Origin of the sequence: Nocardioides panacisoli, assembly GCF_039537325.1 — a bacterium.
GTDB lineage: Bacteria > Actinomycetota > Actinomycetes > Propionibacteriales > Nocardioidaceae > Nocardioides > Nocardioides panacisoli.
Window position 1 is genome coordinate 162,600 of record NZ_BAABAH010000004.1, and the last position, 16,427, is coordinate 179,026.

Here is a 16,427-nt window from a genome sequence, read left to right on the forward strand (position 1 = left end):
TGTACGTACATCAACCTTGATGTACGTACATCAAGGTTGATGTACGTACATAAAGGTGCTCAGGCGGTGCGGGTGGCGACCACGTCGGCGAACGCCTCGAGCGCGGAGCGGACCGCGCCGGCCGGCAGCACGTCGAGGAGCTTCTTGGCCTCCTGGGCGCGTGCGACGACGTACGTGCGGGCCTCCTCGAGCGCGGGGTGCTTGCGCAGCAGGTCGAGCGCCTCGGCGTGGAGGGCGTCGTCGGTGAGGTCGGAGCGCTCGGGGTCGAGCAGCTCGAGCAGGCGCGCGTCGGCGGGGTCCGTGGAGGAGCGCGCCATCAGCACCGGCAGCGTCGGCACGCCCTCGCGCAGGTCGGTGCCCGGCGTCTTGCCGGACTCCTCGGACTCGGAGGCGATGTCGAGGATGTCGTCGGAGAGCTGGAAGGCGGTGCCGACCAGCTCGCCGTACTCCGTCAGGGCGGTGACGACCTCGGGCGCCGCGCCGCCGAACAGCGCGCCGTAGTGGGCGGAGGTGGCGATCAGCGAGCCGGTCTTGCCCGCGACGACCTCGAGGTAGTGCTGCAGCGGGTCGTCGTCGGGGCCGGGCGTGACGGTCTCGAGGATCTGGCCCTCGACCAGCCGGGTGAACGTCTCCGCCTGGATGCGGACCGCCTCCGGGCCGAGCTGCGCGGTGAGCTCGGAGGACTTCGCGAACAGGAAGTCGCCGGTGAGGATCGCGACCAGGTTGTCCCAGCGGGAGTTGGCCGAGTCGGCCCCGCGGCGCAGCGCAGCCTCGTCCATGACGTCGTCGTGGTAGAGCGATCCGACGTGGGTGATCTCGACGACGCACGCAGCGGTGAGCACCTCGGGGTTGGCCGGGCGGTCTCCCGCCTCCGCGGCGAGCAGCACCAGCAGCGGCCGGAACCGCTTGCCGCCCGCGGCGAGCAGGTGCCGCGCGGCCTCGGTCACGAACGGCGCGCGGCTGGTGGCGTGGCCGAACAGCGCGCTCTCGACGTCGGCGAGGCGGACGCGCAGTCGCTCCGCCAGGGCGGCGTCGACGATCGGCAGCGCCAGGTCGGCAGCGGCGCTCGAGGCCTGCGCGGGGGTGGTCACCTGATGAATTCTCCCGCATGGGTCACGAGGTCGAGAACCGGGCCGGGTACGACGCCCAGCAGGACCGTCACGAGCAGGCAGACGGCGACCGTCGCCGTGGTCATCACCGAGGGCATGGTGACGGTGGCGCCCTCGCCCGCGGCCGGCTCGCTGAAGAACATCAGCCGGATGTAGCGGACGTAGAAGAAGACCGCGACGATGCTCGACCCGATCGCGACCAGGACCACCGGCCACGCACCCGCCGACATGGCCGACGTGAAGACCGCCCACTTGCCGACGAACCCGGCGGTGAGCGGGATACCCGCCATCGAGAGCAGGAAGAAGGCGAACGCGCCCGCCACCCACGGCGCGCGCTTGCCGAGGCCGGCCCAGCGCTCGTAGCCCGTCGCCTCGCCGCCCGCGTCGCGGACGAGCGTCACGAGGGCGAAGGCACCGATCATCGCGAAGCCGTAGGTCGTCAGGTAGAACAGCACGCCCTGCAGCGAGGAGTACTGGCCGTCTGCGAGGTCGCCCGCGCTCTGCACGCCGAGCACGCCGGTCAGCAGGAAGCCGGTGTGGGCCACCGAGGAGTAGGCGAGCATCCGCTTGACGTCGGTCTGCACGACGGCGAGCACCGCGCCCAGCACCATGCTGCCGATGGCGACCACCCAGAGCATCGGCTGCCAGCTCCACCGCTCGGCGCCGAACGCCACGTAGAGCAGTCGGACCAGAGCGCCGAACGCGGCGATCTTGGTGCCGGCGGCCATGAACGCGGTGACCGCGGTGGGGGCGCCCTGGTAGACGTCGGGCGTCCACGCCTGGAACGGCGCGGCACCGACCTTGAAGAGCAGGCCGACGCACAGCAGCGCGATGCCGGCGAGGAGCAGCGTCCGGTCGCCGTTGCCGGCCACGACCGCCGCGTTGATGCCGGCGAACGACATCGATCCCGCATAGCCGTAGGTGAGCGCGGCGCCGTACAGGAAGAAGCCGGAGGCGAACGCCCCGAGCAGGAAGTACTTGAGCGCGGCCTCCTGGCTGAGCAGCCGGCGACGACGGGCGAGCCCGGAGAGCAGGTAGAGCGGCAGCGACAGCACCTCGAGGGCGACGAACAGGGTCAGCAGGTCGCCCGACGCGGGGAACAGCAGCATGCCGCCCACGGCGAACAGCAGCAGCGGGTAGACCTCGGTGTGGTCGAGACCGCGGGTCGACGCCTCGCGCTCGGCCTCGGACCCGGGCAGGGCCGCGGCCTGGCCCGCGAACGCGGAGACGCCGCCCTCGAGCCGCCGCTCCGAGAACAGCGCGGTGCCCGCGAGGGCGAACAGCAGGATCAGGCCCCAGAGATAGATCGTCGGACCGTCCACGATCACGCTGCCCTCGGCGCCGACGAGGCCCCGCGCCGACGCGTCCCCGTAGTCCTTGAGGTTCGTGTCCTGCCAGATCCAGACGGTCGAGCCGAGCGCGGCGAGCACCGTGGCCATGGTGAGGACCACCTGCGGCAGGTGCCGGCGACCACGCGGCAGGAACGCCTCGAGCAGCACGCCGAGGCAGGCCCCGCCGAAGACGATGAGCAGCGGCAGCAGGTGCGCGTACTCGATCGACGGCTTGGAGAAGTCCGGCATCAGTCATCACTCCCGGTCGCGGCAGCGGGCACGGTGGGCCCGTCGTCGGGCGCCCCCACGTGCGAGAGAAGGCCCGTGATCATCGGGTTCGCGGCGTCGAGCAGCGGCTTGGGGTAGAAGCCGAAGAACACCAGGGCGGCCACGATCGGCGCCACCGCGAGGACCTCGCGCAGACCGAGGTCCCGCGTGGTCGTCTGGTGCTCCTGCAGGGCACCCGGCTCCGGGTGCGGGCCGACACCGGTCATCGTGCGCTGGTACATCCACAGCACGTAGACCGCCGCGAGCACGATGGTCGTCACGGCGATCGCTCCGACCCACCACGAGTAGTCGAAGGCCGAGGCGAGGACCAGGAACTCCGACACGAACGTGCTCAGGCCCGGCAGGCCGAGGGTCGCGAGCCCGCCGACGAGGAACAGGCCGGCCAGGACCGGCGTGACCTTCTCCATCCCGCCCATCTCGCTGATCAGCGTCGTGCCGCGCCGCTGGACCAGGTAGCCGGCGACGAGGAACAGGACGGCGGTGCCGAGCCCGTGGTTGACCATGTACAGCACGGCCCCGGAGCCGCCCTGCGGCGTGAGCACGAAGATGCCGAGCGTGATCAGGCCGAAGTGGCTGAGCGAGGTCAGGCCGATCAGCCGCAGGATGTCGTCCTGGCCGATGGCGAGGAAGGCGCCGTAGACGATCGAGATCAGCGCGAGCGTGATCACCAGCGGCGTCGCCCACTGCGAGGCCTCCGGGAAGATGCCCAGGCAGAACCGGAGCATCCCGAAGGTGCCGATCTTGTCAAGCACGCAGACCAGCAGCACGGAGGTGCCGGGCGTCGCCTTCTCGGTCGTGTCGGCGAGCCAGGTGTGCAGCGGGAACAGTGGCGCCTTGACGACGAACGCGAACAGGAAGCCCAGGAACAGCCAGCGACCGGCGTCGGTGCCGATGTCGAGCGAGGTCAGGTCCGAGAGCAGGTACGACGGCGTGCCCTGCGAGGCGGACACGACGTACAGGCCCACGACCGACGCGAGCAGCACCAGGCCGCCGGCGAGCTGGTACATGAGGAACTTGAGCGCGGCCGCACCGCGGCCGTAGCGGCCGAAACCGCCGACCAGGAAGTACGCCGGGATCAGCGTCGCCTCGAAGACCACGTAGAACAGGAAGACGTCGGTCGCGCAGAACACGGCGAGCGAGAGCGCCTCCAGCGCGAGCGCCCAGGCGACGAACGCCCGCGGGGCCGTCTCGGTCTGCGGCGAGGACCACTCGGCGACCAGCACCAGCGGCACCAGCAGCACGGTGAGCAGCACCATCAGGAGCCCGAGGCCGTCGACGCCGAGCGCGAAGTGGACGCCGAACTGCTTGATCCAGGTCCAGTCCTCGTTGAACTGCATGCCGTTGTCGGGATCGAACCGTACGGCGACCACGGCACCGACGACGAGGGTCGCCAGCGCGACCCCGAGCCCGAGCATCCGGCTGAGGTCCTTGGGCAGCGCGGCGACCGCGATCGCCCCGACGAGCGGCAGCAGCAGGAGTGTGAGCAGCATCAGACGTTCACCACGACCAGGGTCAGGACGAGCAGCAGCGCGCCGCCGAGCAGGGACAGGGCGTAGGAACGGACGTACCCGGTCTGCAGCCGGCGCAGGCCCTGCGCGGCTCCGCTCACCACGAGGCCGCCGCCGTTGAACCCGCCGTCGACGACGGTGGAGTCCGCGGCGACCAGCCCCGACGTGAGCCGCAGGCTCGGGTTCACCACCAGGTAGTCGTTGATCTCGTTGCCGTAGAGCTCCGCACGGGCGGCCCGGGTGACGAACGAGACGTCGCGCGGCGCCTCCCGCGGGACCTCCTTGCTGCCGACGAAGACCCAGGCCAGGCCCGCGCCGATCGCCACGACCACCACCGCGATCAACGAGATCACGAACGCGGGCAGCGGCGGGTCCTCCTCCGGCACCTGGCCGATGACCGGGGTGAGCCAGTCGACGATCCAGTCGCCCATCAGCATCACGCCGCCGAGCACCGACAGCGCCGCGAGGACGATCAGCGGGATCGTCATCACCGCGGGCGACTCGTGCGGGTGCACGCCCTCGGACCAGCGCTTGCCGGTGAAGAAGGTCATGAACATCATCCGGGTCATGTAGAAGCCGGTGATGCCGGCGCCGAGCAGCGCGCAGATGCCGATGATCGGCCGCTCGGTCAGGGCGACCTCGATGATCTTGTCCTTGGACCAGAACCCGGAGAACAGCGGGAACCCGATGATCGCGAGGTAGCCCATCGCGAACGTCAGGAAGGTGACGGGCAGCAGCTTCTGCAGCGCGCCGTAGTGCCGCATGTCGACGTCGTCGTCCATCGCGTGCATCACCGAGCCGGCGCCGAGGAACATGTTGGCCTTGAAGAACCCGTGGGTCAGCAGGTGGAAGATCGCAAACGCGTAGCCCGGCAGGCCGAGGCCGGCGCCGAGCATCATGTAGCCGATCTGGCTCATCGTGGAGCCGGCGAGGCCCTTCTTGATGTCGTCCTTGGCGCAACCGATGATCGCGCCCCACAGCAGCGTCACCGTCGCGACGATCACCACCACGGTGCGCGCCGTCGGCGCGAGGTCGAAGATGAAGTTGGACCGGACGACGAGGTAGACGCCCGCGGTGACCATGGTCGCGGCGTGGATCAGCGCCGAGACGGGCGTCGGGCCCTCCATCGCGTCCAGGAGCCACGACTGCAGCGGCACCTGCGCGGACTTGGCGCAGGCGCCGACGAGCAGCAGCACGCCCAACCAGTTGAGGGTCGTCTCCGACGCCTGCGGTGCCGCGGCGCTGATCGCGGTGAAGCTCACCGACCCGAACGTGGTGATGAACAGGAAGATCGCCAGCGACATGCCCACGTCGCCGACCCGGTTGACGACGAACGCCTTCTTCGCGGCCGCTGCCGCGCTCGGCTTGTGCTGCCAGAAGCCGATGAGGAGGTAGGACGCCAGGCCGACACCCTCCCAGCCGAGGAACATCGCAACGTAGTTCTCCGCGAGCACCAGCATCAGCATCGCCGCGACGAACAGGTTGAGGTAGGCGAAGAACCGCGGCCGACGGTCGTCGTGCTCCATGTAGCCCACCGAGTAGAGGTGGATGAGCGCGCCCACGCCGGTGATCAGCAGCAGGAACAGCGCGGACAGCGGGTCGTAGAGCAGGTCCATCCCGATGTGCAGGCTGCCCGCGTCGATCCAGTCCCAGAGGTGCTGGGCGACCTGGCGGTCGGCCTCGTCGCGACCCCAGGCGGTCACGAACATGATCACGCTGAGCACGAAGGACCCGGTGATCGTCGCGACGCCGAGCCAGTGCGCGAACGGCTTGGTCAGCCGGTCGCCGAGCAGCAGGAGCAGCGCGGCACCGGCGGCCGGCAGGGCGATCACCAGCCAGAGCAGGTTGAACACGCCGTCGGCGGCGCCGGGTGCGAGCACCGGAGCAGCGAGGGAGAAGGGTTCGGTCATCAGGAGGCCCTCAGAACTTCAGGAGGCTGGCGTCGTCGACCGAGGCCGAGCGGCGGGTCCGGAAGATGGTCATGATGATGGCGAGCCCGACCACGACCTCGGCGGCGGCGACGACCATCACGAAGAAGGCCGCGACCTGACCGTCGAGGTTGCCGTTCTGCTTGGCGAACGCCACGAACGCGAGGTTGCAGGCGTTGAGCATCAGCTCGACACACATGAACACGACGATCGCGTTGCGGCGCGTGAGTACGCCGACCGAGCCGATCGTGAACAGGATCGAGCTGAGGACGATGTAGGGCTCCATCAGTGCACGTCCTCCTCGCTCGTGGCGGTGGCCGCGTCCTTGCCACCCGTCTCCGGCATCTCGCTCACGCGCTGGCCGGTCAGCTCCTCCACGTCGTCGGCGAGCGCCGCCGAGGACCGGATGTCGCCGCGGGCGGCGAGCACCCGCGAGACCGACGCCGAGGCGGGGCTGCCGTCCGGCAGCAGGGCCGGGGTGTCCACGGCGTTGTGCCGCGCGTAGACGCCGGGTGGCGGGAGGGGGCCGAGGTGGGCGCCCTTCTCCCCGAAGTCGCGGACCCGGCGGGCGGCGATGTCGGCCTGGGTCTCCTTGGGCGTGAGCCGCTCGCGGTGGGCGAGCACCATCGCGCCGACGGCGGCGGTGATCAGCAGGGCGCTCGTGGTCTCGAACGCGAACACGTAGCGCGAGAACAGCAGGTCGGCCAGCGCCTGGACGTTGCCGCCCTCGTTCGCCGCGTCGAGACCGGCGGCGCTGCCGAGGGTGAGCTGGGTCAGCCCGACCAACAGGACGACCGCGAAGACGATGCCGGCGCTCCAGGCGAGCAGCCGCTGGCCGCGGATGGTCTCGACGAGCGAGTCGGAGGCGTCGACGCCGACGAGCATCAGCACGAAGAGGAACAGCATCAGGATCGCGCCGGTGTAGACGATGATCTGCACGGCGAACAGGAACGGTGCGTCCAGCACGGCGTACAGCACAGCGAGGCTGATCATCACGACCGCCAGCAGCAGCGCCGCGTGCACCGCCTTCCGGACGAACAGGATGCCGAGCGCGGCGACGACCATGATCGGCGCCAGGACCCAGAACGCGATCATGCCCGGCCCTCCTCGGAGGGCTCCTGCGCCGCGCGCGACGCCGCGGGCCGGTCGCTCGCGTCGACCGACGAGGTCGCGAGGTCGCCGCGGTAGTAGGCCTGCTCGTCACCGAGCAGCTGCGGGTGCGGCGGCTGCTCCATGCCGGGCAGCAGCGGCGCGATCAGGTCGGACTTCTCGTAGATGAGGTCGCGGCGGTTGTCGTCCGCGAGCTCGTACTCGTTGGTCATCGTCAGCGCCCGGGTCGGGCACGCCTCGATGCAGAGCCCGCAGAGGATGCAGCGCAGGTAGTTGATCTGGTAGACGCGGCCGTACCGCTCCCCCGCGCTGTAGCGCTGGGACTGGCCGTTCTCGTCGAGGTCGTCGATGTTCTCCGCGCCCTCGACATAGATCGCATCGGCCGGACACGCCCAGGCGCACAGCTCGCAGCCGACGCACTTCTCCAGGCCGTCGGGCCACCGGTTGAGCTGGTGGCGGCCGTGGAACCGGGGCGCGGTGGGGAACTTCTCCTTCGGGTACTGCTCGGTCACCACCTTGCGGAACATGGTCCGGAACGTGACGCCGAAGCCGGCGACCGGGTCCCAGAACTGCTCCTTGAGCGAGGGTGTGGACTTCTCAGCCATGCGAACTCTCCTGAGCCCCTTGTGAGGTAGCGGTGGTTGAGGAGGTCGCGCTGGCGACCGTCTCGAAACCTGACTCGAAGACCAGCGGCGCCGCGGCGCCGCGGACCGGCCCGCCCGCCGGCATCGGCGGGACGGGGAAACCGCCCGTGCGCGGCGCGGGCTCGGCGTCCGCGTCGGCTTCCTTGCGCTCGGGGATCAGGAACGTCGCGGCGAGCACCACCACGAAGATCCCGACCAGGATCGCCAGCGTCCGCGGCTGCTGGAGGTGGTCCTGGTCGAGCCAGCCGTCGTTGCGGGCGAGGCGCATGAACGCGACCGCGACCGTCCAGACGAGAGCGAGCGGGATCAGCCGCTTCCAGCCGAACGCCATGAACTGGTCGTAGCGCAGCCGGGGCAGCGTCCCGCGCAGCCAGATGAAGCCGAAGATGAAGAACAGGACCTTGCCGAAGAACCAGAGCACCGGCCAGTAGCCGCTGTTGGCGCCCTCCCAGAACTGGTCGATCCAGAACGGCGCGTGCCAGCCACCCAGGAAGAGCGTGGTGGCGAGGGCGGAGACCGTGGCCATGTTGATGTACTCGGCGAGGAAGAACAGGGCGAACTTCAGCGAGGAGTACTCGGTGTGGAAGCCGCCCACGAGCTCGCCCTCGGCCTCGGGCAGGTCGAACGGCGCGCGGTTGGTCTCACCCACCATCGCGATCGTGTAGATGACGAAGGACGGCAGCAGGATCAGGCCGTACCAGAGCTTGTCCTGGGCCGCGACGATCTCGCTGGTCGACAGCGAGCCCGCGTAGAGGAACACCGAGACCAGCGCGAGGCCCATCGCGACCTCGTAGGAGATCATCTGGGCGCTCGAGCGCAGCCCGCCGAGCAGGGAGTACGTCGACCCGCTCGACCAGCCGGCCAGCACGATGCCGTAGATGCCGATCGAGGCGATCGCCATCACGAACAGCACCGCCACCGGCATGTCGGTCAGCTGCAGCGGCGTCCGGTGCCCGAAGAAGCCGACCTCGGGGCCGAACGGGATCACGCTGAACGTCACGAAGGCCGGCACCGCGGCGATGACCGGCGCGAGGATGAAGACCACCTTGTCGGCTCCGGTCGGGAGCAGGTCCTCCTTGAGGGCCAGCTTCACCCCGTCGGCCAGCGACTGGAGGAGACCGAACGGGCCGTGCACGTTGGGGCCGATCCGGTGCTGCATCCGGGCCACGACCCGGCGCTCCCACCAGATGTTGAACAGCGTCAGCAGCACCAGGACAAGGAAGATCAGCAGCGTCTTGATGCCGACGATCCACCACGGGTCGTGGCCGAACGCACTGAGACCGGTGTTCATGCCTCACCTCCGGTGATCGTCACGGTCGAGCCCGGCGAGGCCAGGTCGACGAGGACGCCGTTGCCGAACGAGTTGCCCGGGACCCACACCACGCCGTCGACCATGTCCTCGACGACGGCTGCCGGCAGGGTCACCGAGCCGCGGTCGCCCGTGAGCGTCACGGTCGGACCGTGCTGGTCGTACGTCGCCCGGCCCACCAGCGCGACCGGCGGCCGCGCCGTGGACCGGAAGTACTTGTCCCCGTCCTGCATCCGGCCGTTGTCGACCGACTGCTTCCAGGTGGAGAGCCGGATCTCGTGACGGTCGCTAGCGCGACCTCCTCGATCACCGGCCTCCGTTGGTCGAGGAGGTTGCGCAGCAACCGTCACGAGACCGGCGCGCTGACCGTCCCAGGGGCCGAGGCTCTCCATCTCCGCGCGGGCCTCGGCGACGGTGCGGAACCCGAGTGGGGTGCCCATCTCCTCGGCGATGCCGGCGAGCGAGCGGAGGTCGGGCAGCGAGGCGGGGTTGGCGAGCGCCTGCGGGAACGGCCGGGGGCGGCCCTCCCAGGTCACGAACATGCCGGCCTTGTCGGTGACGGGGGCGACCGGGAACACGACGTCGGCCGCGCGGGTCACCTCGGTCTCGCGCAGGTCGAGCGCGACCACGAAGCCCGCGGCCGCGATCGCCGCGCGGGTGGCGGCGGGGTCGGCCGTGTCGGCCGGGTCGACGCCCGCGACGAGCAGGCCGCCGAGCTCGCCGGCCGCGAGTGCGGCGACGATCGCGTCGCCGTCGCGGCCCTCGGCCTCGGGCAGGTGGCCGACGCCCCACGCCGTGGCGACGTCGACGCGCGCGCCCGCGTCGGCGACCGGCCGGCCGCCGGGCAGCAGGTTGGGCAGACAGCCGGTCTCGACCGCACCGCGGTCGCCCGCCCGGCGCGGCACCCACGCGAGCCGGGCCCCGGACTTCGCGGCGAGCTCCGCAGCCGCGCTCAGCGCGCCGGGCACGGTCGCCAGCCGCTCGCCGACGAGGACGACGGTGGTGCTGTCGACGCCGTAGTCGGCGTGGCCGAGCAGCGACCGGATCGCGTCCGGCTCGTCGCCGGGAGCGGTCGGGACCAGACGACCGCCGAGCTTGCGCAGCCCTCGGGTCGTGAAGGGTGCGATCGCGACGACCTGGGTCCCGCCGGCCCGGACCGACTTGTGCAGCCGCAGCCACAGGGCACCGGCCTCGTCCTCGGGCTCGAGCCCGACGAGCACGACCTTGGCGGCGGTCTCGAGGTCGGCGTAGGTCACGCCGCCGTTGCCCGGAGCGGTGAGGACGACGGTGCTCGCGAGGAACGCGGCCTCCTCGGCCGAGTGCGGGCGGGCGCGGAAGTCGACGTCGTTGGTACCGAGGGCGACCCGCGCGAACTTCGCGTATGCGTAGGCGTCCTCGGCGATCAGCCGGCCGCCAGCCAGCACGCCGACGCCGCCGGCCTGCTTGGCCGCGGCGAGGCCGCGGGCGGCGACGGCGAACGCCTCCGGCCAGGACGCGGGACGCAGGCTGCCGTCCTCGTCGCGGACGCGGGGGTACTCGAGGCGGTCGTCACCGTGGGCGTAGGCGAAGCCGTAGCGGTCCTTGTCGGTGATCCACTCCTCGTTGACCTCGGGGTCGTTGCCGGCGAGCCGGCGCATGACCTTGCCGCGCCGGTGGTCGACCCGGATCGCCGAGCCGCACGCGTCGTGCTCGGCGACGCCCGGAGCGGAGACGAGATCGAAGGGGCGGGACCGGAAGCGGTACTCCTCCGAGGTCAGCGCGCCGACCGGGCAGATCTGGATGACGTTGCCCGAGAAGTAGGACAGGAACGGAGCGTCCTCGGCGATGCCGATCTGCTGGTCCGCGCCGCGCTCCACGAGCGCGATGAACGGGTCACCGGCGATCTCCTCGGCGAACCGGGTGCAGCGCTGGCAGACGATGCACCGCTCGCGGTCGAGCAGCACGTTGGGCGAGAGGTTGATCGGCTTCGGGAAGGTCCGCTTCACGCCCATCGCACCGGGCGTCGGGTTGTCGTCCCCGGAGAACCGCGACTCGCCGCGACCGTTGGACATCGCCTGGTTCTGCAGCGGGCACTCGCCGCCCTTGTCGCAGATCGGACAGTCCAGGGGGTGGTTGACGAGCAGGAACTCCATGATGCCCTGCTGCGCCTTGTCGGCGACGGGGCTGGTGACCTGGGTGTTGACGACCATGCCCTCGGCGACCGGGAGCGTGCAGGAGGCCTGCGGCTTGGGGAAGCCGCGGCCGTTGCCGGCGTCGGGTACGTCGACCAGGCACTGCCGGCACGCGCCGACCGGCGCGAGCAGCGGGTGGTCGCAGAAGCGCGGGATCTGCACGCCGACCTGCTCGGCCGCGCGGATCACCAGGGTGTCCTTGGGCACCGCGACCTGGATGCCGTCGATGGTGACGTTGACCAGGTCCTCCTGGACGGCGGCCTTCTCCGGGGTGGTGGTCACACCGTCACCTCCGATCCGGCCCAGGCCGTCGACCGCGCGGGATCGAACGGGCACCCGCCCTGGGTCAGGTGCGCGAGGTACTCGTCGCGGAAGTAGTTGATCGAGCTGGAGATCGGGCTCGTCGCACCGTCGCCGAGCGCGCAGAACGAGCGGCCGAGGATGTTGTCGCACTGGTCCAGCAGCAGGTCGAGGTCACCCTCGCTGCCCTGGCCCTGCTCGAGCCGGGTCAGCGTCTGCACCAGCCACCAGGTGCCCTCGCGGCACGGGGTGCACTTGCCGCAGGACTCGTGCTTGTAGAACTCGGTCCACCGCAGCACCGCGCGCACCACGCACACGGTCTCGTCGAAGATCTGCAGGGCCCGGGTGCCCAGCATCGACCCCGCAGCTCCGACCGACTCGAAGTCGAGCGGCACGTCGAGGTGCTCGGCGGTGAGCAGCGGGGTGCTCGAGCCGCCCGGCGTCCAGAACTTGAGGTCGTGGCCCGCGCGGACGCCGCCGGCGAGGTCGAGCAGCTCCCGCAGCGTGATGCCGAGCGGCGCCTCGTACTGGCCCGGCTTCTCCACGTGGCCGGACAGCGAGAAGATCCCGAAGCCCTTGGACTTCTCGGTGCCCATCGACGCGAACCACTCCGCGCCGTTGGCGACGAGGCTCGGGACGCTGGCGATCGACTCGACGTTGTTGATCACGGTCGGGCTGGCGTAGAGGCCCGCGACGGCCGGGAACGGCGGGCGCAGCCGCGGCTGCCCGCGCCGGCCCTCGAGCCCCTCGAGCAGAGCGGTCTCCTCACCGCAGATGTAGGCGCCGGCACCGGCGTGGACGACCACGTCGAGGTCGAAGCCCGAGCCGTGGATGTCCTTGCCGAGGTGGCCGGCCGCGTATGCCTCCTCGACGGCCGCCTGGACCCGGCGGACGACGTGCAGCACCTCGCCGCGGATGTAGATGAACGCCTTGTTGGCGCGGATCGCGTAGGAGCTGATGATCACGCCCTCGACGAGCACGTGCGGGTTGCCCATCATCAGCGGGATGTCCTTGCAGGTCCCGGGCTCGGACTCGTCGGCGTTGACCACGAGGTACTTCGGCTTGGGGTTGTCCTGCGGGATGAAGGACCACTTCATGCCGGTCGGGAAGCCCGCACCGCCGCGACCGCGCAGGCCGGAGTCCTTCACCGCGGCGATCACGTCGTCGGGGCTCATCGAGAAGGCCTTGTCGAGCGCGGCGTACCCGCCCTTGCCCTCGTACGCCGAGCGCGTCCACGACCGGTCCACGTCCCACATGTCGGTGAGGACCGGGGTCAATGTGCCTGTCACTGGGCCTCCTTCTTCTCGGCGCCGGACTCGCCGGACCCGGAGGTCTCCTCGACGGTCTCGGACCCGGCCTGCTGGGTGTCGGCGGTGGCGACCGCCTCCCCCTTGCTGGTGCCGGCGGTGACGGCGGCCGGCGACCCCGCTCCCTCGGGAGCGGTCCAGCCGCGCTCGCGCGCGATCTCCAGGCCGACGAGCGACGCCGAGCCCGCCCCGGGGCCCTCGTCGACGCGGCCGTCGGGGTAGCCGGCGAGCACCCGCTCGGCCTCCCGCCAGGTGCAGAGCCGCGGACCGCGGGTGGAGCTGACCTCCTGGCCGGTGCGGAGCGCCTCGACCATCTGGACCGCACCGTCGGGGGTCTGGTTGTCCATGAACTCCCAGTTGACCATCACGACCGGCGCGTAGTCGCAGGCCGCGTTGCACTCGACGTGCTCGAGGCTGACGGAGTGCTGGTCGCCCTCGCGCTTCTCGGCGACCTCGTCGTTGCCGACGCCGAGGTGGTCCTTGAGCTTCGCGAAGATCGCGTCGCCCCCCATCACCGCGCACAGCGTGTTGGTGCAGACGCCGACGTGGAAGTCGCCGACCGCATGCCGCTTGTACATCGTGTAGAACGTCGCGACGCCGTTCACGTCCGCCGGGCTGAGCTCGAGGATCTCGGCGCAGGCCTCGATGCCCTCCGGTGTCACCCGGCCCTCGACGGACTGCACCAGGTGCAGCATCGGCAGCAGGCCGGAGCGCTTCTCGGGGTAGCGGCCCGCGATGTCGCGGAGCTCGCCGAGGGTCTTGTCGTCGAGAGTCACCTGTCGACGCCTCCCATCACCGGGTCGATGCTGGCGATCGCGACGATCACGTCGGCGATCATGCTGCCCTCGCTCATCACGCCCATGGCCTGCAGGTTGTTGAACGACGGGTCGCGGAAGTGCGCGCGGAACGGACGGGTGCCACCGTCGGAGACGACGTGCGCGCCGAGCTCGCCGCGGGGCGACTCGATGGGCACGTAGGCCTGGCCGGCGGGGACGCGGAAGCCCTCGGTCACCAGCTTGAAGTGGTGGATCAGGGCCTCCATCGACTCGCCCATGATGTGGCGGATGTGGTCGAGGCTGTTGCCCATGCCGTCGCTGCCGATGGAGAGCTGGCTGGGCCACGCGACCTTCTTGTCGGCGACCATCACCGGCTCGCCCTCGAGCCGCGCGAGGCGGTCGGCGGCCTGCTCGACGATCTTGAGCGACTCCCACATCTCGTTGAGGCGGACGCGGAACCGGCCGTAGGAGTCCGCGGTGTCCCAGGTCTGCACGTCGAAGTCGTAGGTCTCGTAGCCGCAGTAGGGCTGGGTCTTGCGCAGGTCCCACGGGTAGCCGGTGCTGCGCAGGACCGGGCCGGTGAGGCCGAGCGCCAGGCAGCCCTCGAGGTCGAGCACGCCGACGTCCTCGAGCCGGGCCTTGAAGATCGGGTTGGCGTTGCACAGGGCGGCGTACTCGGGCAGCCGCTTCTTCATCAGCGCGACGAAGCCGCGGATCTCGTCGAGCGCGCCGGGCGGGAGGTCCTGGGCGACGCCGCCGGGCCGGATGAACGCGTGGTTCATGCGCAGGCCGGTGATCAGCTCGAACAGGTCGAGCACCAGCTCCCGCTCGCGGAAGCCGATCGTCATCACGGTCAGCGCGCCGATCTCCATGCCGCCGGTGGCGATGCAGACCAGGTGGGAGGAGATCCGGTTGAGCTCGGAGAGCAGGACCCGCATCACGCTGGCCTTCTCCGGGATCTGGTCCTCGATGTCGAGCAGCCGCTCGACGCCGAGGCAGTAGGTGAGCTCGTTGTGGAACGGCGAGAGGTAGTCCATGCGGGTGCAGAACGTCACGCCCTGGACCCAGGAGCGGTACTCCATGTTCTTCTCGATGCCGGTGTGCAGGTAGCCGATCCCGCACCGGGCCTCGGTGACCGTCTCGCCCTCGAGCTCGAGGATCAGCCGGAGCACGCCGTGCGTCGATGGGTGCTGCGGGCCCATGTTGACGACGATCCGCTCGTGCGCGTCGGCGCCGCCGAGCCCCTGGGCGACCTCGTCCCAGTCCTGGCCGGTCACGGTGAAGACCCGGCCGTCGCCGGTCTCGGAGGTGCCGGCGAAGACGTCCTCGGTGGTGCTCATGAGTAGCTCCTCCGCTGGTCGGGCGGCGGGATGGTGCCGCCCTTGTACTCGACGGGGATCCCGCCGAGCGGGTAGTCCTTGCGCTGCGGGTGGCCCGGCCAGTCGTCCGGCATCAGGATGCGGGTCAGCGCGGGGTGGCCCTCGAAGACCAGGCCGAACATGTCGAAGGTCTCCCGCTCGTGCCAGTCGTTGGCCGGGTAGACGGGGACGATCGAGGGCAGCCGCGGGTCGGCGTCGGGCACGCTGACCTCGACCCGGATCCGGCGGTTGTAGGTCATCGAGGCGAAGTGGTAGACCGCGTGCAGCTCGCGGCCGCTGTCGTCGGGGTAGTGGACGCCGCTCACGCCGGAGCACAGCTCGAACCGGAGCTTCGGGTCGTCGCGCAGCAGCTTCGCCACCTGGACCAGGTTGTCCCGGCTGACGTGGAAGGTGATCTCCCCGCGGTGGACGACGACCTGCTCGATCAGGGGGTCGAGGCTGTCGGCGACCTCGTCGAACCAGCCGCCGTAGGGCCGCTGGGTGGCCACGGGGAACACGACCGGGGCGACCAGGCCGCCGTACCCGCTGGTGTCGCCGGTGCCCGTGACGCCGAACATGCCGTGGCGCTCCCCGACCTGGCGGACCTCGTGGAGGTCGGCCGGCGGGTGCGAGATGTTCTCGGGCGACTGGTCGACCGCGGGCTGCTGGACGGCGGCGGCCGGGCCCTCGGCCTTCTCGTCGGCCTTCTCGTCGGTCATCGCATGAGACCCTTCGCGTCGCTGGTGGGCAGCGCCACCAGGCCCTCCGCCTCGAGCTCGCGGATCTGCGCCTCCCGGTTGGCGCCGAGCGGGGTGTGCTGGACCTTGTCGTGCAGCTTGAGGATCGCGTCGATGAGCATCTCCGGGCGCGGCGGGCAGCCGGGGAGGTACATGTCGACGGGGACGACGTGGTCGACGCCCTGCACGATCGCGTAGTTGTTGAACATGCCGCCGCTGCTGGCGCACACTCCCATGGCGAGCACCCACTTGGGCTCGGCCATCTGGTCGTAGATCTGGCGCAGCACCGGCGCCATCTTCTGGCTGACCCGGCCGGCGACGATCATCAGGTCGGCCTGCCGCGGGCTGGCGCGGAAGACCTCCATCCCGTAGCGGGCGAGGTCGTACTTCGGTCCGCCGCTGGTCATCATCTCGATGGCGCAGCACGCGAGGCCGAAGGTGGCGGGCCAGAAGCTCGCCTTGCGCATGTAGCCGGCGACCCCCTCGACCGTGGTGAGGAGTACGCCGCTCGGCAGCTTCTCTTCCAGACCCATTCTCGTTGTCCCTCCGGG

Annotated in this window: 14 protein-coding genes; all 14 read right to left on the reverse strand. The window is 70.6% G+C overall.

Annotation, left to right across the window (positions count from 1 at the left end; translation table 11 throughout):
- Nucleotides 1–59: 59 nt before the first annotated feature.
- Genes ABD709_RS08250 through ABD709_RS08315 form a run of 14 tightly spaced genes read right to left on the reverse strand, consistent with a single transcriptional unit; the run spans nt 60 to nt 16,409 of the window.
- Entirely contained in the window at nt 60–1,091 is a 1,032-nt protein-coding gene (locus ABD709_RS08250) for a polyprenyl synthetase family protein (protein WP_344774194.1), read from the reverse strand.
- On the reverse strand, nt 1,088–2,689 hold the full coding sequence (nuoN, locus tag ABD709_RS08255) for an NADH-quinone oxidoreductase subunit NuoN (RefSeq protein WP_344774196.1): 1,602 nt from the start codon (nt 2,687–2,689) through the stop codon (nt 1,088–1,090). The genes ABD709_RS08250 and nuoN overlap by 4 nt, the downstream gene beginning before the upstream one ends.
- Complete coding sequence (locus ABD709_RS08260; protein WP_344774198.1) at nt 2,689–4,218, reverse strand: NADH-quinone oxidoreductase subunit M; 1,530 nt, start codon at nt 4,216–4,218, stop codon at nt 2,689–2,691. The genes nuoN and ABD709_RS08260 overlap by 1 nt, the downstream gene beginning before the upstream one ends.
- Nucleotides 4,218–6,146, reverse strand: coding sequence for an NADH-quinone oxidoreductase subunit L (nuoL, locus tag ABD709_RS08265; protein ID WP_344774200.1), 1,929 nt, complete (start codon nt 6,144–6,146; stop codon nt 4,218–4,220). Before nuoL ends, ABD709_RS08260 begins: the two co-directional genes overlap by 1 nt.
- Nucleotides 6,147–6,156: 10 nt before the next feature.
- Nucleotides 6,157–6,450, reverse strand: coding sequence for an NADH-quinone oxidoreductase subunit NuoK (gene nuoK, locus ABD709_RS08270; RefSeq protein ID WP_344774202.1), 294 nt, complete (start codon nt 6,448–6,450; stop codon nt 6,157–6,159).
- Nucleotides 6,450–7,259, reverse strand: coding sequence for an NADH-quinone oxidoreductase subunit J (locus ABD709_RS08275; protein ID WP_344774204.1), 810 nt, complete (start codon nt 7,257–7,259; stop codon nt 6,450–6,452). Before ABD709_RS08275 ends, nuoK begins: the two co-directional genes overlap by 1 nt.
- Nucleotides 7,256–7,879: an NADH-quinone oxidoreductase subunit NuoI gene (gene nuoI, locus ABD709_RS08280; protein ID WP_344774206.1), complete on the reverse strand. Its 624-nt coding sequence runs from the start codon at nt 7,877–7,879 to the stop codon at nt 7,256–7,258. Before nuoI ends, ABD709_RS08275 begins: the two co-directional genes overlap by 4 nt.
- Nucleotides 7,872–9,209, reverse strand: a complete 1,338-nt coding sequence (nuoH, locus tag ABD709_RS08285) for an NADH-quinone oxidoreductase subunit NuoH (protein ID WP_344774208.1) — start codon at nt 9,207–9,209, stop codon at nt 7,872–7,874. Before nuoH ends, nuoI begins: the two co-directional genes overlap by 8 nt.
- Nucleotides 9,206–11,680 carry an NADH-quinone oxidoreductase subunit G gene (locus ABD709_RS08290; RefSeq protein ID WP_344774210.1) on the reverse strand — a complete coding sequence of 825 codons (2,475 nt, stop codon included), beginning with the start codon at nt 11,678–11,680 and terminating at the stop codon, nt 9,206–9,208. The genes nuoH and ABD709_RS08290 overlap by 4 nt, the downstream gene beginning before the upstream one ends.
- Nucleotides 11,677–12,987, reverse strand: coding sequence for an NADH-quinone oxidoreductase subunit NuoF (nuoF, locus tag ABD709_RS08295; RefSeq protein WP_344774212.1), 1,311 nt, complete (start codon nt 12,985–12,987; stop codon nt 11,677–11,679). The genes ABD709_RS08290 and nuoF overlap by 4 nt, the downstream gene beginning before the upstream one ends.
- Nucleotides 12,984–13,781 (reverse strand): NADH-quinone oxidoreductase subunit NuoE, encoded by a 798-nt coding sequence (gene nuoE / locus ABD709_RS08300; protein WP_344774214.1) that lies wholly within the window; start codon nt 13,779–13,781, stop codon nt 12,984–12,986. The genes nuoF and nuoE overlap by 4 nt, the downstream gene beginning before the upstream one ends.
- Complete coding sequence (locus ABD709_RS08305) at nt 13,778–15,121, reverse strand: NADH-quinone oxidoreductase subunit D (RefSeq protein ID WP_344774216.1); 1,344 nt, start codon at nt 15,119–15,121, stop codon at nt 13,778–13,780. Before ABD709_RS08305 ends, nuoE begins: the two co-directional genes overlap by 4 nt.
- On the reverse strand, nt 15,118–15,858 hold the full coding sequence (locus ABD709_RS08310) for an NADH-quinone oxidoreductase subunit C (protein WP_425575071.1): 741 nt from the start codon (nt 15,856–15,858) through the stop codon (nt 15,118–15,120). The genes ABD709_RS08305 and ABD709_RS08310 overlap by 4 nt, the downstream gene beginning before the upstream one ends.
- Nucleotides 15,855–16,409: a NuoB/complex I 20 kDa subunit family protein gene (locus ABD709_RS08315; RefSeq protein ID WP_344774218.1), complete on the reverse strand. Its 555-nt coding sequence runs from the start codon at nt 16,407–16,409 to the stop codon at nt 15,855–15,857. Before ABD709_RS08315 ends, ABD709_RS08310 begins: the two co-directional genes overlap by 4 nt.
- Nucleotides 16,410–16,427 lie beyond the last annotated feature (18 nt).